The organism is Streptomyces griseus, assembly GCF_001715295.1.
Lineage (GTDB): Bacteria > Actinomycetota > Actinomycetes > Streptomycetales > Streptomycetaceae > Streptomyces > Streptomyces griseus_G.
The window spans coordinates 580182-601680 of the sequence record NZ_MDKB01000003.1 but is presented as its reverse complement, the minus strand read 5'-3'; the positions used below and the strand labels follow the sequence as shown (position 1 = coordinate 601680).

18 protein-coding genes are annotated in these 21499 nt (G+C 74.3%); 5 read left to right on the top strand and 13 right to left on the bottom strand.

Going from position 1 to position 21499, the window contains the following annotated elements; genetic code table 11:
* Positions 1–29: 29 nt before the first annotated feature.
* Complete coding sequence (locus tag BA175_RS18915) at positions 30–2042, top strand: helix-turn-helix domain-containing protein (RefSeq protein ID WP_069172615.1); 2013 nt, start codon at positions 30–32, stop codon at positions 2040–2042.
* Positions 2043–2061: 19 nt separating this feature from the next.
* Here the strand turns inward: BA175_RS18915 and BA175_RS18910 are convergent, their stop codons facing one another.
* From BA175_RS18910 to BA175_RS18880, 7 genes are all read right to left on the bottom strand, one after another.
* Positions 2062–2949, bottom strand: coding sequence for an alpha/beta fold hydrolase (locus BA175_RS18910; protein ID WP_069172614.1), 888 nt, complete (start codon positions 2947–2949; stop codon positions 2062–2064).
* Positions 2946–4052 (bottom strand): branched-chain amino acid ABC transporter permease, encoded by a 1107-nt coding sequence (locus BA175_RS18905; RefSeq protein ID WP_069172613.1) that lies wholly within the window; start codon positions 4050–4052, stop codon positions 2946–2948. The genes BA175_RS18910 and BA175_RS18905 overlap by 4 nt, the downstream gene beginning before the upstream one ends.
* Positions 4049–4936: a branched-chain amino acid ABC transporter permease gene (locus tag BA175_RS18900; protein ID WP_069172612.1), complete on the bottom strand. Its 888-nt coding sequence runs from the start codon at positions 4934–4936 to the stop codon at positions 4049–4051. The genes BA175_RS18905 and BA175_RS18900 overlap by 4 nt, the downstream gene beginning before the upstream one ends.
* Entirely contained in the window at positions 4936–5682 is a 747-nt protein-coding gene (locus tag BA175_RS18895) for an ABC transporter ATP-binding protein (protein ID WP_069172611.1), read from the bottom strand. Before BA175_RS18895 ends, BA175_RS18900 begins: the two co-directional genes overlap by 1 nt.
* Complete coding sequence (locus BA175_RS18890; RefSeq protein WP_079159678.1) at positions 5679–6470, bottom strand: ABC transporter ATP-binding protein; 792 nt, start codon at positions 6468–6470, stop codon at positions 5679–5681. The genes BA175_RS18895 and BA175_RS18890 overlap by 4 nt, the downstream gene beginning before the upstream one ends.
* A gap of 3 nt (positions 6471–6473) precedes the next feature.
* Positions 6474–7703, bottom strand: a complete 1230-nt coding sequence (locus BA175_RS18885; RefSeq protein ID WP_069172610.1) for a substrate-binding domain-containing protein — start codon at positions 7701–7703, stop codon at positions 6474–6476.
* A gap of 127 nt (positions 7704–7830) precedes the next feature.
* Positions 7831–8439 carry a TetR family transcriptional regulator gene (locus tag BA175_RS18880; RefSeq protein ID WP_069173109.1) on the bottom strand — a complete coding sequence of 203 codons (609 nt, stop codon included), beginning with the start codon at positions 8437–8439 and terminating at the stop codon, positions 7831–7833.
* A 327-nt stretch (positions 8440–8766) separates the two neighbouring features.
* On the opposite strand from BA175_RS18880, the gene BA175_RS18875 reads away from it, so the two are divergent.
* Genes BA175_RS18875 through BA175_RS18865 form a run of 3 tightly spaced genes read left to right on the top strand, consistent with a single transcriptional unit; the run spans position 8767 to position 11943 of the window.
* Positions 8767–10080, top strand: coding sequence for a glycosyltransferase family 4 protein (locus BA175_RS18875; RefSeq protein WP_069172609.1), 1314 nt, complete (start codon positions 8767–8769; stop codon positions 10078–10080).
* Positions 10081–10132: 52 nt separating this feature from the next.
* Positions 10133–10873, top strand: a complete 741-nt coding sequence (locus BA175_RS18870) for a class I SAM-dependent methyltransferase (protein ID WP_069172608.1) — start codon at positions 10133–10135, stop codon at positions 10871–10873.
* Entirely contained in the window at positions 10870–11943 is a 1074-nt protein-coding gene (locus tag BA175_RS18865; RefSeq protein WP_069172607.1) for a prenyltransferase, read from the top strand. The genes BA175_RS18870 and BA175_RS18865 overlap by 4 nt, the downstream gene beginning before the upstream one ends.
* Before the next feature lie 210 nt (positions 11944–12153).
* Here BA175_RS18865 and BA175_RS18860 read toward each other — a convergent pair whose 3' ends face one another.
* From BA175_RS18860 to BA175_RS18840, 5 genes are all read right to left on the bottom strand, one after another.
* Entirely contained in the window at positions 12154–12444 is a 291-nt protein-coding gene (locus BA175_RS18860) for a hypothetical protein (protein WP_069172606.1), read from the bottom strand.
* Positions 12445–12690: 246 nt separating this feature from the next.
* Positions 12691–13503: a DUF5336 domain-containing protein gene (locus tag BA175_RS18855; protein ID WP_069172605.1), complete on the bottom strand. Its 813-nt coding sequence runs from the start codon at positions 13501–13503 to the stop codon at positions 12691–12693.
* 346 nt (positions 13504–13849) lie between these two features.
* A complete protein-coding gene (locus tag BA175_RS18850) occupies positions 13850–14773 on the bottom strand; it encodes an N-acetylmuramoyl-L-alanine amidase (RefSeq protein WP_069172604.1) in 924 nt (307 codons plus the stop codon).
* Positions 14766–15383: a class I SAM-dependent methyltransferase gene (locus BA175_RS18845; RefSeq protein ID WP_438947355.1), complete on the bottom strand. Its 618-nt coding sequence runs from the start codon at positions 15381–15383 to the stop codon at positions 14766–14768. Before BA175_RS18845 ends, BA175_RS18850 begins: the two co-directional genes overlap by 8 nt.
* A 190-nt stretch (positions 15384–15573) precedes the next feature.
* The gene (locus tag BA175_RS18840; protein WP_069172602.1) at positions 15574–17112 is read right to left on the bottom strand and encodes an MFS transporter; all 1539 of its coding nucleotides are present in this window, start codon (positions 17110–17112) and stop codon (positions 15574–15576) included.
* Positions 17113–17389: 277 nt separating this feature from the next.
* Here BA175_RS18840 and BA175_RS18835 point away from each other — a divergent pair, with 277 nt between their 5' ends.
* Complete coding sequence (locus BA175_RS18835) at positions 17390–18901, top strand: MFS transporter (protein ID WP_107407595.1); 1512 nt, start codon at positions 17390–17392, stop codon at positions 18899–18901.
* 509 nt (positions 18902–19410) lie between these two features.
* Here the strand turns inward: BA175_RS18835 and BA175_RS18830 are convergent.
* Positions 19411–20721 (bottom strand): hypothetical protein, encoded by a 1311-nt coding sequence (locus BA175_RS18830; RefSeq protein WP_438947353.1) that lies wholly within the window; start codon positions 20719–20721, stop codon positions 19411–19413.
* Between the last annotated feature and the right edge of the window lie 778 nt (positions 20722–21499).

Genomic DNA, 21499 nt, shown 5'->3' with positions numbered 1-21499 from the left:
ACCCGCTCCCGGAAGAATCGCTGGCCGCCATGTCCCCACCGCCCCCGTCCGCCGCGCCCCTGCTGGCCCGCCTCCTCGACCTGCTCGCCGACGACGCCCCCGCCGAGGACCTGGGGGCCGTCACCTCGGAGGCCAGGGCCGCCGGAGTGCCCGCCGCCGAACTGGCCGAGGTGGAGAGGGCGGCCGCCACCGCCCTGCGGATCAGGGGCGCCCTGCGCCAGCACCGGCGCAGGGAACTCCAGCTCACCGCCCTCTTCGACACGGCCGGAGACCTGGCGGCCTCCCGGGACCTGGACGACGTGCTGAAGGCGATCGTGCGGCGGGCCAGGATGCTGCTGGGGACCGACACCGCCTACCTCACACTCCCCGACGAGGAGGCCGGGGACACCTACATGCGGGTGACCGACGGCTCGGTGTCCGTCCTGTTCCAGCGGCTGCGGCTCGAACTGGGCGAAGGGCTCGGGGGATTGGTGGCGCAGACCGCGAGCCCGTACGCGACCCCCGACTACCGCACGGACGAGCGCTTCCGCCACACCCGCAACATCAACGCCGGGGTGCTGGACGAAGGCCTCGTCGCCATCCTGGGCGTCCCCCTCCTCCTCGGCTCCAGCCGGGGCGGCACCGGGAAGGTCATCGGCGTCCTCTTCGCCGCCGACCGCGCCGCACGCGTCTTCAGCCCGGACGAGGTGGCGCTGCTCTGCTCGCTCGCCGCGCACGCCGCGATCGCGATCGACACCGCCCGGGCCCTGGACGACACCCGTAGCGCCCTCGCGGAACTCGCCTCGGCCAACGCGGAACTCGCCGGGGCCAACGCCGCCGTACGCGCCCACTCCGCCGCCATGCAGCGCGCCGAGGAGGCCCACGACCGGCTCACCGACCTGGTGCTGCGCGGCGGGGACGTGAAGGACGTCGCCGTGTCCGTCGCCGGGCTGCTCGACAGCCCCCTGACCATCCACGACCCGGGCGGGCGCCCGCTGGCCGCCGTACGGCCCGACGCCTCCGGGTTCGCCGCCGACAGCATGGACGCCGGATGGCTCGCCGGGACCGCCGAGGAGTCCCGCCACGGGGCCCGCGCCGTCCACCGGGACGGCCGCTGGATCTGCGCGGTGCTCGCCGGCCAGGAACTCCTCGCCAGCCTGGTCCTGCACCGGCCGGACCGGCTGGACGACTCCGACCGGCGGCTCTTCGAGCGCGCCGCCGTGGTCACCGGACTGCTCCTGCTGCTGCGCCGCACGGTCGCCGAGACCGAGAACCGGATCCGCGGCGAGCTCATCGGCGACCTGCTCGGCGACCCGGAACGCGATCCTGCCGGGCTCGCCGAGCGGGGCCGCCGACTGGGCATCGACCTGGACCGCCCGCACCTGCTGCTCGTGGCGGAGGCGGCGGCCCGGGAGAAGCTCGGAGGCGCCGCCCTGCGCTACCTGTTCGGCGGGGACATCCGCGGGGTGAGCGCCGAGCACGCGGGCACCGTCGTGCTGCTGATCGACTGCGACGGCCGCTCCCCGGCGTCCGCCGACGCCGCGGGAGACGCCGCGCGCGCCGCGGCCGTCCAGCTCGGTCACCTCGTCCAGACGCCCGTCACCGTCGCCGGCACGGGGCCGGCCGCCGGGGTGCGCGCACTCGCCGCCGCCTACGAGGAGGCCGCCCGCTGCCTGCGCGCCATGCGGGTGCTGGGACGGGAGGGTCAGGGGGCCTGCGTCGGCGAACTCGGCTTCCTCGGCGTGGTGCTGGGCAACGCCAAGGACGTGGACGGCTTCGTGAACGCCGTGCTGGGACCGCTGCTGCGCTACGACGAACGGCGGGGCACGCACCTGGTGCGGACCCTGCGGGCGTACTTCGGGGCGGGGGGCAGTCTGATACGGGCCAAGGACGACCTGCACGTGCACGTGAACACGGTGGTGCAGCGCCTGGACCGGGTCCAGGTGCTGCTGGGCCGCGACTGGAACGCACCCGACCGTGCGCTGGAGCTCCAACTCGCGCTCCGTCTGCACCTGTTGTCCGAAGGCCGGGCGGGTGGGCGGGAGGACGGCCGGGTGGGCTGAGCCCGGCCGGCCGCTCCCGTCAGCGAGCCGCCGCCCGCAGCACCGCGCGGGCGACCTCGCCGGCCCCCGTGTCGCCCGTCAGCACGGTGTAGTGGTTGACGTCCTCCACGCACACCGCCCGGACCGCCGTGCCGGGCAGGCCGGCCGCCGCCAGCCGGGACTCGTCGTACAGGCCCTGCTCCTCGTTCATCAGGCCCCGCCGGGCCCACAGCAGCTCCGTCCCTTCGGGGAGTCCGCGTACCGCCGAGAGCACCTCCGCACCGAACAGGCCGACTCCGTCCGTCCGGACCGCCTCCAGCCGGCAGCCGGAGCGCAGTGCGGGCTCCTCGCCCGTCAGATCGCGCTGGATGTAGGCGTCCACCTCGGCCGACCAGGCGTCACCCCCGAACGCCGGGTGGGCCCGCCAGAACGAGCGGTACGCGTCCCGGTCGGCGAACGTCATCGACAGCCGGTCCATCGCCGGGCCGATCACGGCCGTCATCAGTTCGTCCGCCGACAGGTGCGTGGGTGCCGGGAAGCCGAACCCGCCGTCCACCAGCACCGGCGGCCCGAAGCGTCCCGGATGCCGTACGGCCGCGAGCGCCGCCACGAAGGCCCCCATCGAGTGGCCCGCCAGCACCACCCGTTCCCGGCCGAGCGCCCCGGCGAGCGCGGCCGTGTCGTCCGCGTGGGCGGTGATGCCGTACGGGCCGGGCAGTGCCGCGCTGTCGGCCCGTCCGCGCAGGTCCGGGGCGACCAGGGTGATCCGGCCGTCCAGCATCCGGGCCACCGGGCCCCAGGAGAGCGCGTTGGCGGTGATGCCGTGCAGGGCCACGGCGACGGGGGCGTCCGGATCGGCGGCGGGCCAGCGCAGCGCGGCCAGTTCGCCGCCGGCGACGGGGACGCGTATCTCCTCGTACGGGGTCATCGGTTCTCCTCACGGATCCTGCGCAGGCGGGAGGGCAGGCGGGCCAGGCCGCCGGGCAGCAGGTGTACCACGGCGACGAACAGCACACCGAGCAGGAACAGCGGCTGGGAGAGCGGCACCCGCAGGACGGCCGGCAGGCCGGCGACCGCGCCCGACCCGGCGAGGTCGCCGAGCCGGTGGTCGGCCCAGGTGTACAGGATGCCGCCCACCATGGGGCCCCAGCGGGTGCCGGAGCCGCCCAGGACCACCATGACCAGCAGGGACAGGGTGAAGTCCGAGGTCGTCGTCTGCGGGGTGGAGCCGCCGGTGAGGAGCAGGTGGACGAGCCCGCCCACCGCCGCCAGCGCCCCGGCCAGGACGAAGGCCGTCAGTTTGAAGCCGTACGGTCTCAGGCCGAGCACCTCGACCCGGCGTTCGTTCTCCTTGATGCCCTCCCAGACCCGGCCGGTGGGGGAGCGGACCGCCCATCGGACGACGCCGAGGGTGAGGACGAGGTAGGCCAGGGCGATCCAGTACAGGTTCGCGGTGTGGTCGATGCCGACCAGCCAGGACGGCAGCGCCTCGGCGGGCGCCGCCCTGCCCTCCTCGCCGCCGGTCCATCCGCCCGGGTTGCGGGAGACCAGGAGGGAGCCGGCCTGGGCGAAGGCGAGCGTCACCATGGAGAAGCCGATACCGGTGACCCGCAGGCTCACCGACCCCAGCAGGAGGGCCAGTACGGTCCCGGAGCACAGCCCGAGGACGGCGGCGACGGCGAACGGCAGGCCCGCCTCCAGGAGGAACACGTTGGTCGCGTAGCTGCCCGCCGCGAAGTACAGGGCGTGCCCGAAGGAGAGCAGCCCCGTCCGGCCCAGCAGCAGGTCGTACCCGGTGGCCAGGGCTCCGAACATCAGGCAGGTGGCGAGGAGTTGCAGGCTCCCCGGACTGCCGACCGGGCCGTCCAGGAGGCCGGGCAGGGGGAGGGCGCTGTAGGGGGCGACGGCCAGCAGCAGGAGGACGGGGGCGGGCCACCAGCGCAGCAGCCGGCTCCCGGTGCCCGGTGCGGGGGCCGTAGCGGCGGCGGGTGTGCCGTCCGTGCGGCCGGGTGTCCGAGTGGCGGTGCTCACGCGAGCCTCCCTGTCAGTCCGCGCGGCCGGACGAGCAGCAGCACGGCGAGCAGGACGACGACGGCCAGGTCGCCGAGGCCCGCTGCGGTGTAGTAGTTGGCGAACTGCTGGACCAGGCCGATGACGACGGCCGCGACCGCGGCGCCGGTCACCGAGCCCATGCCGCCGGTGACCACGACGACGAACGCGAAGATCAGCAGCGAGGTGCCCTGCCGGGGGTCGACCGAGCCGAAGTACAGCCCGCCGAGTGCCCCGCCCAGGGCGGCGGCGCAGCCACCGATCGCGAAGACGAGCGTGAACGCCGTGCGGACGTCGATACCGAGTGCCGTCACCATCGCCCGGTCCTCCACGCCGGCCCGGACGACCAGCCCGTGCCGGGTCCGGCCGAGGAAGAGGCGCAGGGCCAGCAGGACGACGGCCGCCGCGACGATCAGTACGAGCCGGTTGACGGGCACGTCGGCGCCCAGCAGCCCGAAGGTGCCGGAGAGGGCCTCGGGCCCGGGGAACGTCCGGGCGTCCGAACCCCAGACGCCCGACAGCAGGGCGGGCACCGCGAGCCCCACCCCGACGGTGGCGAGCACCTGCTCGCGGGGCCGGGTGTAGAGCGGGCGTACGACGGCCAGTTCCAGCACCACGGCGGCCAGCGTGCCCACCGCCGTACCGAACAGCACGGCCAGGACGAAGCCCCCGCCGCCCGGGCCCGCGCCGGGCAGGTTCCCGGACGCCGCCCACCAGGTGCCGTACGCGCCGATGGAGAGCAGTGCCCCGTGCGCGAAGTTGAGCACGTCCATCAGCCCGAAGATCAGGGAGAGTCCGGACGCGATGAGGAAGTAGAGCGCCCCCAGACCGAGACCGGTCATGGTGAGCAGCACGATGGTGGACATCAGGAATCCGCCTCCGCGGTGTGTGGGGCGAGCGGGCCCTGGCCCACGCCGAGCAGCCCGCGGGTCGCCTCCGCGTCGTCCAGCAGCCCGCCCGCCGGTCCCTGGTGGGCGGTGCGGCCGTCGGCGAGCACCACGCAGTGGGTGGCGAGCCGGCGTACGACGGCGAGGTTCTGCTCGACGAGGAGCACGGGGACCGCCTCGGCGGCCCGTTCGAGGACCTGGGCGACCTCGGTGACGACCCTGGGGGCCAGGCCCTTGGTGGGTTCGTCGGCGATGATCAGCCGGTTGCTGTTCAGCAGGGTGCGGCCGATGGCCACCATCTGCTGCTGGCCGCCGGAGAGGGTGCCCGCCACCTGCCGGGCCCGCTGCTTCAGTTCGGGGAAGAGCTCGTGGACCAGGGCGTAGGAGGGCGTGCCCGCGCCGGGGCGTTCGGCCAGCCGCAGGTTCTCCGCCACCGTCAGGCCCGCGAAGATCCCGCGGTCCTCGGGGGCGTAGCCGATGCCGCGCCGGACCAGGGCGTGGGTGGGCAGCGCCACGGTCTCCTCGCCGTCGAGCCGCACGCTGCCCGCGCGCGGGACGAGCCCGAGGACGCCGCGTACGGTCGTGGTCTTGCCGGCCCCGTTGCGGCCGAGCAGCGCCGTCACCCCGTGCGGGGCGACGTCCAGGTCCACTCCGTGCAGGATGTGCCGGCCACCGATGAGGACCCGCAGGTCCCGCACGGCGAGCAGGGCGTGCGGCGGTGTCACAGTCCCTCCCCGAGGTAGGCCTGCTGGACGACGGGGTCGGCGGTCACCGCGGCGGGGGTGTCCAGGGCGAGCAGCCGGCCGTGGTGCATCACGGCGAGCCGGTCGGCCAGTCCCAGCAGGACGTCCATGTGGTGCTCGACCATGAGGACCGTGCGGCCCTCGTCGCGGTGCAGCGTGCGGATGAGTTCGGTGAGCGCGGGGACCTCCTCGGCGCTCACCCCGGCCATCGGCTCGTCCAGCAGCATCACCCGGGGCTCGGTGACCAGCAGCACCGCGAGCTCCAGCTTGCGTTTCTCGCCGTGGGAGAGCTCCGCGGCCCTGGCCGCGGCCCGGTGGCCGAGTCCGGTGCGCTCCAGCACGCCGTCGACCTCGGCGGTGTAGGGGGCGGCGCGCCGCCACAGCCGGTACGAGCCGCCGCCGCACGCCTGCGCGGCCAGCCGGACGTGTTCGGCGACGGTCATCTCCGGCCAGAGGCTGGAGGTCTGGAACGTCCGGCCGATGCCGAGCCGGGCGCGGGTGTGCACGGGCAGCGCCGTCAGGTCCGTGCCGTCCAGGGCGAGGGTGCCCTCGGAGGCCGGGACGATCCCGCTGATCAGGTTGAACAGGGACGTCTTGCCCGCCCCGTTGGGTCCGATGAAGGCCAGGAACTCGCCCTCGCGCACGCCGAGGGTGACGTCCCGCAGGATGGACGCCCCGCCGACGCGCCAGCCGAGCCCGTCGAGCCGCAGCACGGGTGCCCCCGTCCGCGCTCCCTCGTCCCGCGTGGTGGTGGTGCCGGATGTGCTCACCGGTCAGCCCGCCGAGGGCTTCGCGGGCGGCGCCACCTTGTCCATGGGCAGGCTGTCCACCAGCTCGGGCCGGGCGGTGGCCCCCCTGCCGTTCAGCCGGGCCACGAACATCGGCTGGATCAGGGCGTGGTCCTCGGCCCGGACCTGCGTCTCGCCCTTCACCCCGTCGAACGTCCAGCCCTCCAGGGCCTTCACCATGGCGGCGGTGTCGGTGGCGCTGCCCTCCTCGACGGCGCGCACGATCATCTGCGCCGCGGTGAAGCCGTCCACGGTGAACAGGTCGGGCGTGCCGCCGGCCTCGCGGACGCCGTCGAGCATCGCCTTCTCCACCGCGTTGCCGCCGCCCGCGCCGGGGAAGTAGTGGGCGAGGAAGGAGACCTTCGCGCCGGCGGCCCCGAAGACCGGGTACGAAGCCGTCCCGGCCAGCCCGGTGACGACCTTGCCCGCCGTCAGCACGCCCTGCTGGTCCAGCGCGGTCCACAGCGCGGGGGCGGTGGCGCCGGCCCAGGCGACGAAGACCAGGTCGGGCGCGCCCGCCTTGACCTGCCGGGCGAAGGGGGTCAGGTCCGTGGCGCTGGGCGGAGCGAGCACGGACCCGACGGTGGCGCCCCGGGCGCCCAGGACCGCCTTGACCGCGGCCACGTTGGCCTGGCCGAAGGTGGAGTCCTGTGCGAGGACGGTGACCTTCTTCCCGGCGGCGTCGCCGAGCATGGCGCCCGCGGTGAGGATGTCCTGGTAGGACTGCCGGCCCGAGCGGAAGGTGTAGGTGTTGATCCCGGTCACCGCGTCCGTGGCGGCCGGGCCGTCGACGTACAGCACCTTGTTCTGGGCGGCCAGCGGCGCCATCTGGAGGGCGACGCCGGAGTCGGTGGTGCCCGCGAGCACCTTGTAGCCCTTGCCGATCAGGTTCTTCGCGGCGGCGACGGCCTTGCCGGGGTCGCCCGCGTCGTCCTGCTCGGTGACCTCGATCGGGTGGCCGCCCGCCTTGCCGGTGCCCTTCGTCGCGTGGTCGAGGCCCGCCATGAAGCCGTCGCGGTACTGCTTCCCGTACGCGGCGAGCAGGCCCGTGCGGGAGTAGACCAGGCCCACCTTGACGGCCTGGTCCTCGCCGGACGCCGGGTCGCCGCCGGCCTGCCCGGCGGCGGTGCATCCCGCCAGGAACAGGCCGGCGGCGGCCAGCACGGCCGCTGTCGTGAGTCTGTGCTGGACGGTGCCTACGGCTCTGCGACGCATGGTGACCGGCTCCTCGGCGTGGTTCGGGGATGTCGGCCGAACCGTACGAACACCGCCGCACCCTCGACATGGTGCAGGGCACCTCACCTGCGCCGGTGCCGGTGTGGGCGCCGCACATGGGCACCCCTCAGCCGGTGCCGGCGGGCCGCGGGCCGATCAGCCCGCACACCGTCTCGATGTCCCGTCCCACCTGCGCGATCGACTCGCGTCCCGAGAGCCAGGTGATGAGCGCCGAGTGCCAGGTGTGCTCGATGACGCGCACCACGGACAACTGCTCCTGCGTGGGCTCGGCCAGCCCCATGGCGTCCAGCACGATCTTCGTCGTCAGCCGCGAGACGGCCTCCACCTCGGCGCTCGCGCCGCGGTCGGCGAAGGTCAGCGCGCGCACCATGGCGTCCGCCAGGTGGGGGTCGCGCTGGAGCGCCCGGAAGGCCCGCATGAGGGTCTCGGCGACCCGCCCGGCGGCGTCGTCTCCGGTGGGCGGGTGCCTGCGGAGCGCCCGGCGCAGGTCCTGGAGCTGGTCCTCCATGAGCGCGACCAGCAGGTGGATCTTGGAGGGGAAGTAGCGGTACAGCGTGCCGAGTGCGACCCCGGCGGCCTCCGCCACCTCGCGCATCTGCACGGCCTCGAACCCGCCCCGGCAGGCGAGTTGGGCAGCGGCCCGCAGAATGCGGCGGCGGCGAGCCTCCTGACGTTCCGTCAGGGGGGGCTCGGCCCGTCTGGCTTCGGCTGTCATCCGTCCCATCCAAGGCTTCCGGCCCCCGGCGCCGGGGAGTCCGTGACGTCCGCGCCGGGAATCCGTGCGGATCCATGCGGAGGCGTCCGTCCGCCGGGCTCCGCGCCGGCGGGACGGGAACGGGTTCCCTGTCCGGTGGGCGGGCGGCCCCCGGGCGTACGGAGTGCGGCAGGGCGCCCCCGTGGCGCGAATCACCTGATCCGGCCGTCACACCGACGCTACCTGCCGGTAGATTCGGTGGTTGTTGAACGCACCAGTCTGAAACTTGTTCCAGATTAGCGCGACCGGTTACGCTCCGGCGAAAACGCAGTGAGAAGGGGGCCGAGTGTGACCGCTGAGGCCATAGAGACGGGCCCCTTCGCGGGCGGCGGCGCGCCGGAGACCGTCGGGGAACGGCCGTTGCGGATCGCGCTGCTGACGTACAAGGGGAACCCCTTCTGCGGCGGCCAGGGCGTCTACATACGCCACCTCGGCCGCGAGCTGGCCCGGCTGGGCCACCGCGTCGAGGTGATCGGCGCCCAGCCCTACCCCGTACTCGACGAGGGCGTCCCGCTCACCGAACTGCCCAGTCTCGACCTGTACCGCCAGCCCGACCCGTTCCGGACCCCGGGACGCGGCGAGTACCGCGACTGGATCGACCTCGCCGAGGTCGCCACCATGCGCACCGGCGGCTTCCCCGAGCCCCTGACCTTCAGCCTGCGGGCCCGCCGCCATCTCCAGGCCCGGCGCGGGGACTTCGACGTCGTCCACGACAACCAGACGCTCGGCTACGGACTCCTCGGCGACCTGGGCGCCCCCCTCGTCACCACCATCCACCACCCCATCACCGTCGACCGGCAGCTCGACCTCGCCGCCGCCGCGACCAGGGCCCGGCGGCTGTCCGTACGCCGCTGGTACGCCTTCACCCGCATGCAGAAGCGGGTCGCGCGCCGGCTGCCGTCCGTCCTCACCGTCTCCGGCTCCTCCCGGCAGGAGATCGTCGAGCACCTCGGGGTACGCCCCGAACGCGTCCGGGTCGTCCACATCGGGGCCGACACCGACCTCTGGTCACCCGACCCCTCGGTCGCCGAGGTGCCCGGCCGGATCGTCACCACGTCCAGCGCCGACGTGCCGCTCAAGGGCCTCGTCCACCTCGTGGAGGCGCTGGCCGAGGTCCGTACCGAGGTACCCGGGGCACATCTCGTGGTCGTCGGGAAGCGGGCCGAGGACGGACCCGTCGCCCGGGCCGTCGAACGTCACGGACTCCACGGCGCCGTCCAGTTCGTCAAGGGCATCAGCGACGCCGAGCTCGTCGACCTGGTCCGCAGCGCCCAGATCGCCTGCGTCCCCTCGCTGTACGAGGGCTTCTCGCTGCCCGCGGCCGAGGCCATGGCCACCGGGACCCCCCTCGTGGCCACCACGGGCGGCGCCATCCCCGAGGTGGCCGGCCCCGACGGCGAGACCTGCCTCGCCGTGCCGCCCGGGGACGCCGGCGCCCTGGCCGCCGCGCTGGGCCGGCTCCTCGGCGACCGTGAACTGCGCACCCGGCTCGGCGCGGCCGGCCGCGCCAGGATTCTGGCCAACTTCACCTGGGCCAGGGCCGCCGCCGGCACCGCCGAGCTGTACCGTCAGGCGATCGCAGCCCGGGGAGCGCGCAGATGACCGCGCCCGTGGCGTGTGCGACCCCCACCCCCGACCGCGAAGGCAGGCCCCCGTGCTGACCGTCGACTTCACCCGCTTCCCGCTCGCCGCAGGCGACCGGGTGCTCGACCTGGGCTGCGGCGCCGGCCGTCACGCCTTCGAGTGCTACCGGCGCGGCGCCCAGGTGGTGGCCCTGGACCGGAACGGCGAGGAGATCCGCGAGGTCGCGAAGTGGTTCGCGGCCATGAAGGAGGCGGGGGAGGCACCCGACGGCGCCACCGCCACCGCCATGGAGGGCGACGCCCTCAACCTGCCGTTCCCCGACGACTCCTTCGACGTCGTGATCATCTCCGAGGTGATGGAGCACATCCCCGACGACAAGGGGGTGCTGGCCGAGATGGTCCGCGTGCTGCGGCCCGGCGGCCGGATCGCGATCACCGTGCCCCGCTACGGCCCCGAGAAGGTCTGCTGGACGCTGTCCGACGCCTACCACGAGGTCGAGGGCGGCCACATCCGGATCTACCGTGCCGACGAACTGCTCGGCAAGATCCGCGAGGCCGGGCTCAAGCCGTACGGCACCCACCACGCGCACGCCCTGCACAGTCCCTACTGGTGGCTCAAGTGCGCCTTCGGGGTCGGCCGTGACGGCGAGGACGCCGCCCTGCCGGTACGGGCGTACCACAAGCTCCTGGTCTGGGACATCATGAAGAAGCCCCTGGCCACCCGGGTCGCCGAACAGCTGCTCAACCCCGTCCTCGGCAAGAGCTTCGTGGCGTACGCGACCAAGCCGCACCTTCCGAAGGCCGATGCGTGAGCACGCCCGAGAGGACCGAACACCTCGTCCTGCCCGGCGTCCTCACCGCCGCGCAGGCCGTCGAGACCGTGGCCGCCCTGCTCGCCGAGCAGCGTGAGGACGGTGCGCTGCCCTGGTTCCGCGGTCACCACCTCGACCCGTGGGACCACACGGAGACCGCCATGGCCCTGGACGCGGCCGGTGAGCACACCGCCGCCGCCCGCGCCTACGCGTGGCTCGCCCGGCACCAGAACGAGGACGGCTCCTGGTACGCCGCCTACCAGGACGGCGACCCGGAGCACCCCACCGACCTCGGCCGCGAGACCAACTTCTGCGCCTACGTGGCCGTCGGCGTCTGGCACCACTACCTCGCCACCGGCGACGACGCGTTCGCCGACCGCATGTGGCCGACGGTCTACGCGGCGATCGAGTTCGTCCTGCGGCTCCAGCAGCCCGGCGGTCAGATCGGCTGGAAACGGGAGGCCGACGGCACCCCCGTCACCGACGCCCTGCTGACCGGCTCCTCCTCCGTCCACCACGCGCTGCGCTGCGCCCTGGCGCTGGCCGAACAGCGCGAGGAGCCCCAGCCCGACTGGGAGCTCGCGGCCGGAGCGCTCGGTCACGCGATCCGCAGCCACCCCGAGCGGTTCCTCGACAAGAGCCGCTACTCCATGGACTGGTACTACCCGGTCCTCGGCGGGGCGGTCACCGGGCCCGACGCCACCCGGCGGATCAAGGCCGGCTGGGACCGCTTCGTCGTCCCCGGTCTGGGTGTGCGCTGTGTCGTGCCCAACCCGTGGGTGACGGGCGGCGAGAGCTGTGAACTCGCCCTGGCGCTCTGGGTCATGGGGGAGTCCGACCGGGCGCTGGAGATCCTGCAGTCCGTCCGGCACCTGCGCGCCGAGGGCGGCCTGTACTGGACGGGGTACGTCTTCGAGGGCGAGCGGGCCGTATGGCCGGAGGAACGCACCACCTGGACGGCCGGTGCGCTGCTGCTCGCGGTGGCCGCGCTCGGAGGGGACGAGGCGACCACCGCGGTGTTCGGCGGCGAGCGGCTGCCGACCGGCCTGGAACCCGCGTGCTGCCGGTAGGGCGCGTCTCGAAAGTCCCGTCCGCCCGGCGACGCCTGGCACGCACACTCGCCGCGTTCTCGGGATCGCCCCGGTACACCGGTATCGAGGCGACCCTCCGCCTTGCGATCGCCCGCACCGGACGCCGCCGGGCCCGCCCTCCGGGCAGACGACGCCACTTTCGGAACACGCCTTAGCTCGCTCCGCGACCGGTACGGCGTCCGCCGGTCCTCAGCGGCGGATCCGGCCGGCCACCGCGTGACCGACGAACAGGTAGACGACGGCGGCCAGACCGTACCCGGCGACGACCCGGGCCCACGCCGCGTCGAACGTGAACAGATCGTACGACCAGCCGGCCAGCCAGCGGGCGGAGTCCTGGACGAACTGCACCAGTTCGTTGGCCCGGTTGGCGTCGAGCAGGTACATCAAAATCCACAGAATGATGATGAACGCCATGATGTCCGCGACCACGGCGATGACACGTGCGGCGGTACTGCTTCCTGTGCCTGTTCTGGGAGACATGCTCTCCGGATTGCCGCTCCACGGTGAGTGAAACCCGTACGGGCCGCGCCGCCCGACGGCCGGTCCCCGCACGGGCGGACCCGGCCGGAAGTCCCGCGGCCCGTCACCGGCCCTGAGAGGTCCGGCCGGTGCGGCTCCCCGCGTCCCCTTCCGGCGCGGGGCGGACGCCGTCCGGCCGGGTACGGAGGCCCCGGAACGCCGCCGGCCCCCCGCCCGGAAGGGGCGGGGGGCCGGCGGCCGGACGTGTCAGCCGCGCTGGATGCCCGTGGTGTCCTGCAGCACGCCGCGACGGCCGTCCTGCGTCTGGGCGATGAGCCCCGGACCGCGCTGCTCGACGGCCAGGTACCAGGTACCGGGGGCGAGTTCGGCGATCGGGTTCGGGGCGCCGTCCTCGCCGTACAACGGACGGGCCACCGGCACCGCGAACCAGAAGGGCGTGAAGTCCCCGGCCGGCGCCGCCTGCTGCGCCGACTGCTGCGGCGCCTGCTGGGCCTCCGGAGCGCCGGGCTGGCCACCGCCGTACGGCTGGGGCTGGCCCGGCTGTGCGCCGTAGGGCTGCTGGGCGCCCGGGTAGCCGTAACCCTGTCCGGGCTGCTGGCCGTACGGCGGCTGCACCGCCTGGGCCGGGCGCGGGGCGCCCACGAGCGGACCCTTGAGGGCGGGGACCAGCGGGCCGGCGACAGCGCCGCCGGCCAGCACGACGGCGGCCAGCAGGCCGAGGATCAGACCGGCGCCCGCGTCATTGGCGTCGATGATCGTCCAGAACGCCGTCCAGAGCGAGAACACCGTGAACGCGGCGCCGAACTGGGCGAGTTCCAGTCCGGCCACCTTGCGGCCCGGCATGGCGCGGGCCACGATCAGCAGCGCCGCGCCGATGATGCCGGCGAGGTAGATGCTCATCAGGAGCGAGAGGGAGTCCCAGGCGTTCGCGCTGTATGCGGAACAGTCGACACCCGACGGGCAGTCGAAACCGGAGAGGTCGAGGAAAGAGGCGATGAACAGCACGACCGCTGCTCCGATCACCACGCCGTCGCCTCGAGTGAGGGAGCGGATATTCACGTGAAGGTCCTTAGTCGGTCGTCTCGTCGGGGCGGTCGTCGATGCCGTCTGTGCGGCGGGTACGGCGCGAAGCTCGGGGGCGACTCCCCATCGTAGGGATGAATCTATCGTCTGCCCGGGCGGGTTGTGTCCCTGACCGGACCTCCGACGGGCCGCCCCGGGGTCGCCGCCCCCACCGCTCGACTACGGGCTGTCCCGCACTTCACGGCGGGCGCGCGACGACAGCTCCGGCACCTCGCCGCGTTGTCGGAACGTCCCCATGGATCCGGTACGCGGACATCCCTCCGCCGTGCGATGCGCCGCATCCGACGCCGCGCGCTGATCCACCGGGAATGGCGGGACACCCCTACCTCTCCAGATAGCTGCTGACACCTTCGGCGATACCGAGAGCCGCGCTCCGGCGCCAGTCCGCGCTCATGAGCAGGGCGGCGTCCTTCGGATCACGCATATTGCCGCATTCGATGAAGACTTTGGGCACGGTCGACAGATTCAGACCGCCGAGATCGTCTCTGGTGTCCAGCCCGGTAGGAGCGCCGACGTAATTGGAAGGGGCGCTTCCGGTGACCCGTACGAAATTCCCGGCGATGCGCTCGCCGAGATCACGCGAGGCGGCCACGATCCCCGCTGTGTCCGCGGCGCCTGCGCGCACCTTCGCGGGAAGGATCACGTGGAAGCCCCGGTTGCCGACCGCCGAACCGTCGGCGTGGACCGAGACGACGGCGTCGGCGTGGGCCTCGTTGCCGATCCGGGCCCGCTCGTCGACGCACGGCCCGAACGGGCGGTCGTCGTCCTGGGTGAGGACGACCCGCGCCCCCCGCGCCTCCAGCAGCGTGCGCAGCCGGCGCGAGACGTCGAGGGTGAACCCGGCCTCCGCGTAACCGGAGTCGGTGGACGTGCCCGTGGTGTCGCACTCCTTGTGCCCGGTGCCGATGTCCACCTGGCGGTTGATCTCGCGGGTGTGGTCGCGGTTGCGGGGGTTGTGGCCGGGGTCGATCACCACGGTCCTGCCCGTGAGCGGGCCACGCGGCAGCGGCTTCGCGGACGCACCGCCGCCGGACGGGGAGGCCGTGGGGCCCGGGGGTGCGGTGGACGCCGGCGCGGAGGCCGGGGCCGGCCCGCCGCCGGGGAGGGGCCCAGCCCGGCCGGCCCCGCCGTCGTCCGCGCATCCCGCGGCGGTCAGGCAGACGGCTGCCAGGACCGCCGTGGCCGGCCACGCCCGCCCGAGGGCGCTCGTGAGCTGCGGGGGAGATGAGCTGTCGTCGTCACGCACGTCGTGATGCTATCCGTGCCCCTCGGACGCCCGCCCCCGAACGCCGCAGGACCCGCAGCGAGTCCGTCACCGAGATCTCGGTGAACGCGCCGGACTCCAGGGCGCGCCGGTGGATCCGGTAGGGCGCCTGCCCACCGTCGGCCGGGTCGGGGAACACGTCGTGGATGACGAGCAGCCCGCCCTCGGCGACCTTCGGGGCCCAGCCCTCGTAGTCGGCGTTCGCGTGTTCGTCGGTGTGCCCGCCGTCGATGAAGACGAGGCCGAGCCGCCCGCCCCACACGGCGGCGGCCTGCGGGGAGCGTCCGACGAGCGCCACCACGTGCTCCTCCAGACCGGCCGCGTGCAGCGTCCGGCGGAAGGTGGGCAGGGTGTCCATCCGGCCGACCTCGGGATCCACCACCGACGGGTCGTGGTACTCCCAGCCCGGCTGCTGCTCCTCGCTGCCCCGGTGGTGGTCCACGGTGAGCGCGGTCACCCCGGCCGCCCGGGCGGCGTCGGCGAGCAGGATCGTGGAGCGCCCGCAGTAGGTGCCGACCTCCAGCAGCGGCAGCCCGAGCGCGCCGGCGTCGACGGCCGCCGCGTACAGGGCGAGCCCTTCGTGCACCGGCATGAAGCCCTTGGCGGCCTCGAACGCGGCGAGAATCTCCGGCGTGGGCCCGGCAGCGCACTCGACGGCCACGGGGTTCCTCCTGGTGGGACGGTGGATCGGGACGGCGCCCCATCGTGCCGTACGCCCCCGCGGCACGGGTCGGCGGGGGCGTACGCGGACGGGACCCGGCCGGGCGGCTCCCGGCCGCCGCTCACCGCGCGGGAGTCCGGCGCTCCGTGGCGCTGACCGCGGCCGCGGCCCGGTCCCGCTCCGGCGCGGGCCGGGCGGCGGACGCCGCGTCGTCCGCGCTGCTCGCCAGCAGCACGGGACGGGCGGGCCGCTGCGAGGGCAGGAACGCGGCCAGCAGCAGGCCGGCCAGCACGGCACCCGTCGCGATCATGAAGGAGGTCCGGAAGCCGTCCATGGTCGGCACCTCCACGGCGCCCATCCGCGCCGAGGTGTTCGCCAGCACCATGCCGATCACCGCGCTGGACAACGAGGTGCCGATCGAACGCATCAGCGTGTTCAGGCCGTTGGCCGCGCCGGTCTCCGACGCGTCGACCGCGCCGATGATCAGGGCGGGCAGCGAGGAGTAGGCGAGCCCGATGCCGGCCCCGAGCACCACCGCGATCACCACGGTCTGCCAGGCGGCACTCATCAGCCCGAGCCCCGCCCCGTAGCCGACCGCGATGACCAGCATGCCGAGCATCAGGGTGGCCTTGGGCCCGCGACGGGCGGAGATCCGGGCGTACAGCGGGGCCACGAACATCATCGTCAGGCCCAGCGGTGCCACGCAGAGGCCCGCCACGACCATCGACTGCCCGAGCCCGTACCCCGTGGACGCGGGCAGCTGGAGCAGTTGCGGCAGCACCAGGGACACGGCGTAGAAGGCGACCCCGACCATGATCGAGACCAGGTTGGTGAGGAGCACCTCGCGGCGGGCGCTGGTGCGCAGATCGACCAGCGGCGCCGGGCTGCGCAGCTCGAAGAGGCCCCATGCCACCAGGACCAGCAGCGACGCCGCGATCAGCCCGAGGGTCAGGGGCGAGGTCCAGCCCCAGTCCCCTCCCTTGGTGACGGGGAGCAGCAGGCAGACCAGGCCGAGGGAGAGCCCCAGTGCGCCGACGAGGTCGAAACGGCCCGGGGCGCGCAGGGCGGACTCCGGTACGACGAGGACGGTCAGGGCCATGGCCACCACCCCGAGCCCCGCCGAGGCCAGGAAGAGCGTGTGCCAGTCGGCGTGCTGGGCGATGAGCGCGGCGGCGGGCAGGGCGAGTCCGCCGCCCACCCCGATCGACGAGCTCATGAGAGCTATCGCCGAACCGAGCTTCTCGCGCGGCAGCACGTCGCGCATGATGCCGATGCCCAGCGGTATCGCGCCCATGGCGAAGCCCTGGAGGGCACGCCCCACGATCATGACCACGAGATCGTCGGTGGTGGCACAGACCAGCGACCCGATCACCATCACGGCGAGGCTGGCCAGCAGCATCCGGCGCTTGCCGTACAGGTCACCGAGCCGGCCCATGATCGGGGTCGAGACGGCTCCGGCGAGCAGGGTGGCGGTCATCACCCACGTCGCGTTCGCGGGGTCGGTGCCGAGCAGCGCGGGCAGGTCCTTGATGACGGGGACGAGCAGTGTCTGCATCACCGCGACGGTGATCCCCGCGAACGCGAGCACGGGGACGACGCCACGGCCCTGTCGTGGCCCGGTGGGTTCCCCGGTGAGCTGTCCGGTCGTCGTCCGTTGCATACGTAGGGCCTCCGAGGGCGGGGAAGGAAAAATCGGCCGGACATGCGGGAACGCGGCCGACGGGCCGCCCGTGCGCCGGGGCACGGGCAGCACCGGATCGCCGCGTGCGGGCGGCGCCGGCCACGAACTGTGTGCACGCTGAACGCTTCCGTACACGCGCGGTATTCCGGTGAACGGACCGGAAACGGGCGCGGTCCGCGGCAGGGAGTCCTACGTCGCCGGTCCCGGTCCCCTACCGTCCGCAAACCGATGTACCGGGCACGGGTCGCCTGGGAGGATGGCACCCATGGTTGACGTCTCCACGCCCACACGGCTGCCCGCCCGATCGAGAGCCCGCACCTGGGCCGTGGTGGTGGCGGCCTGCACCGGCCAGTTCCTGGTCGTCCTCGATGTGTCCGTCGTCAATGTGGCGCTGCCCTCCATGCGGAGCGATCTCGCACTGAGCGCCCCGGGGCTGCAGTGGGTCGTCAACGCCTACTCGATCGCCTTCGCCGGCTTCATGCTGCTCGGCGGGCGGGCCGCCGACATCTACGGCCGCAAGCGGATGTTCCTGACCGGCCTCGGCCTCTTCACCGCCGCCTCGCTGGCCGGCGGACTCGCCCAGGAGGGCTGGCACCTGCTGGCCGCCCGTGCCGCGCAGGGGCTGGGCGCCGCCGTCCTCTCCCCGGCGACCCTCACGCTCCTCACGGCCGCCGTCCCCGAGGGCGCGGCCCGATCGAGAGCGATCGGCACCTGGATGGCCGTCGGGGCGGGCGGCGGGGCCGCGGGCGGGCTGATCGGCGGCGTCCTCACCGGCGCCCTCTCCTGGCGCTGGGTCCTGCTCATCAACGTGCCGGTCGGCGCCCTCGTCCTGGCCGGTGCCGCACTGTGGCTGGCCGAGGGCCGGGCGGGCGACCGCCGCCGCGTCGACCTGCCGGGCGCGGTCCTCGTCACGGCGGGCCTCGCCTCGGTCGCGTACGGCATCGTGCAGACCGAGGCCGCCGGCTGGGGGGCCGCCGCCACCCTCGGGCCGCTGCTCGGCGGACTCGCGCTGCTCGGTGTCTTCGTCCTCGTCGAGGCGCGCACGGCGGCCCCGCTGATGCCGCTGCGCGTTCTCGGGGTGCGGGCCGTCTCGGCGGCCAACGTGTCGATGCTGATGATGGGTTCGGCGACCTTCTGCATGTGGTACTTCATGACCGTGTACTCCCAGAACGTGCTGGGATACACGCCGTTGGAGGCCGGCCTCGCCCTCATGCCGAGTTCGGCCGCCGTCGTCGTCGCCTCCAAGGCCGCACCCCGCGTCATGGCACGGACCGGCGCCAAGGCCCTGGCCGTGACCGGCTTCCTGGTCACCGCCGCCGGCTTCGGCTGGCAGTCCACGATGGGCGAGCACGGCTCGTACCTCACCGCCGTCTGCCTCCCCGGCGTCCTGATGATGGCGGGAGCCGGACTGGCCTCCACCCCGCTGGCCACGCTCGCCACCTCCGGCGCCGCACCCGGTGACGCCGGCCTCGTCTCCGGGCTCGTCAACACCTCCCGCACGATGGGGGGCGCGCTGGGTCTCGCGGTGCTCTCCACGGTCGCCGCGGCACGCACGGGGGGCTCCACCGCGGCGGCGGACATCACGGCCGGCTACGCGGCGGCCTTCCGCACGGCCACCGGGGTGCTGCTGGCAGGAGTGGTGCTGATGCTCGTGTGGCTGCCGGGACGAACTGAGCGCCGGGCGGGGGCGCACCTGAGCGGAAGCGCGGAGGAATCGGAGCGCACGGACGCCGTGCCGGCCCACCCGTCGAAGGACCCCTCCCGCTGACCGGCGGTCCCGGAGTGCCGTACCCGGCCGCCTCGACGGTGCGCGCGGCGGCGTCGTCCGCGACTGCGGCCCGGCGAAGGACGCCACGGCCGGGACGAGGGGGCGGCCCCGGCAGCGGGGCCCCTGACGGCCGTCCCCGGTGACCGATGACGTCGTCCGGACGACGAGGAGGGCCGTCACAGCAGGCTGTGACGGCCCTCGTGTGCGAGCGGCGAGGTTCTAGGCCGCCGCGCTGCCGCTCCCCTGGGAGGGACGCCGATGGCGTCCGTGCGGCTGCGCGGCGGTGTTCTCCGCCGACGCGCCCCCTCGGTGTTTTCCGGAGCCGCCGGCGTCGGCCCGTTCCGCGTCCGCTGTCGGCGGGCGCGTCCGGGTCGTGTCGGTTCGGACCTCAGACATGTGGACATTCTCCCCGTTGAAATCGCCTACATGGGTGCACCGGGCCCGCCACCGCCACCCGACGCGGTCACCGTCGGTACCGCACGGAACGGCCGCGTAGCCCGGCCCGGAGTTTATCCAGTCGCCGTGCGGCCGGTCAGCGGCGCCTGGCCGAGCGGGACCGGCCTGCACACGGGGGGAGAGCCCGCCGGTGGACGTCCCGTACCGTGCGCGGCCGGCCGGCACGTCTCTTCCCCCGGTGCCTCGACCCGGGCCACGGCGCACGGCACACCCTCCTGCGCGTACGGCAGGTGGAGCACCCCTTCCCGCGTCCAGAACCCCGTCCCGGTCAGCCATCCTTCCGGCGCGGCGCACAGGTGGAGCCGGCGCCCCTGCGGGCGCCAGAGCCCGATCCAGCTGCCCGCCGGCCCGTCCATCCGCAGCGCCACCGCGCAGCTCTCGGGCATCAGCATCCGGCCCGGCTGTACGGCGAACGGCGTCACGGTCACGTCCGGGGGGTGCAGGCACTCGGGGAAGCGCACCGGCAGACAGCTGCCGAGCACCCCCCAGCCGAGGCGGTCGTGTCCCGGCGCGTCCGAGCGGATCAGCAGCAGTCCGCTGTCCGGGTCGGCCAGCAGCAGCCGGTCGTTGCTCTCCGGCGCGATCTGCAGCAGCGGTGTCACCACGCCGCCCCGGCCCAGGTCCACGGCGACGGCCTTCACCGGACCGCCGCCCGGCAGCCGCCGGTCCAGGGCGAGCAGCCGGCCCTCCCGGTCCAGCCATGAGCCACCCGAGCAGAGGCCCGCTACGTCGGCGACGTGTTCGGGTCCGTCGGCGCCGGTCACGAGCCAGACCGCGGTGGAGCGCCGACCCGGGAGCAGGGCGTAGGCGCTCATGCCGTCGGGGGACGGAGGGAGGAGGACCGGTGCTTCGCACGCGAGGGAGCCGAGGGAGAGTTCGCCCGTTCCCGGCCCGGTCGGGTAGAGGAGCGAGAACGCGTGACGGTCGGCCACCCGCCGCCGGATCAGGACCCGTCCGTCGGCGAGGGGCAGCACGTCGGAGTCGGCCTCCTCCGGCTGGTCGAGGGGGAGGGGTACGGCGTAGGGCTCGGGGCCGTCGAGGCTCCACCGCTCGGTGAACCAGGCCGGATCGCCGCTCTCCCCGGCGGCACCGTTCCCGGCTGCCGTCGTGAGCCGGGCGGCGTAGGAGTGGTCGGCGGCGAGGGTGAGGGCCGGCGGGACGAGCCGCGGGGGCGGGACGGGCCGGGCGTGCGCGCCGGCTCCGGCCGCCCCGGGTGCGGACCGGGCCTGGGGCGCGGACGCTTCCCGGGGTGTGGGCCCGGCCTGCGGGGCGTCCGCGTCCCGGGGTGTGGGCCTGGGCGTGGCCTCTCCCGGCGGGCTCTGCTCGGCCGTCCGGGGCGGAGGGCCGGCCGGCGCGAAGGCCACCGGCCTGCCGAGCGGGCCGTGCTCCGGATGTTCACCCCCGAGCACGCAGGACGCGCCGGCCTCGATGGCTCCAGGAGTTGCCACGGCTCCTGGGACGCCGACGGCTGCGGGGAACGCCACGGTTGCCGGGGTCCTGAGGGCTCCGGGAGTTGCCGCGGTTGCACGGGCGCTGACGGCTCCGGGGGTTACCGCGGCTGCTGGGGTCCTGACGGCCCCGGGGGTTACCACGGCTCCTGGGGTTCCGACAGCTCCGGAGGTCGCCGCGGCTCCTGGTGCCCCGACGGCTCCCCGGGCCGCGAAGGCCTTACCGAACAACCCTGTTGCACCGGTACCGGCACCGGCACCGACGGCCCCGCCGACGTCCGCCGCCGTGGCCGCAGCGTCTGCCGTGGCGATCCCCGCGCCGCCGCCGACGGGCTGCGATCCTGCCGTCCCGATGTAGGCGGCCGCCCCGGCGGGCATCGTCGCCGCGCGGGACCAGCCGCCTCCGCGCGCCCTGCCGCGCACCCCGGCGGTCCCGTGGGACCGGCCTCCGTCGGACAGGTCCGACCCCCGGTGGGCGAGGGGTTCGCCGGGCCCGGCGGGTGCCTCCGGTTCCGCGGGCCCGGGCGCGAGGTCCACCGTCGGGGCGGCCTTCGCGGCCCCCGTGGTCCCGTTCTCGGCAGTACAGACAGTCATGGTGCGGTCACCTCCGGCCACCGAAGCTAGTTTTCGCACTTCCTGCCGGACAACGCGAGACATCGCACTTCACACATACGGGTGGCGGTGTCCCGGTTTG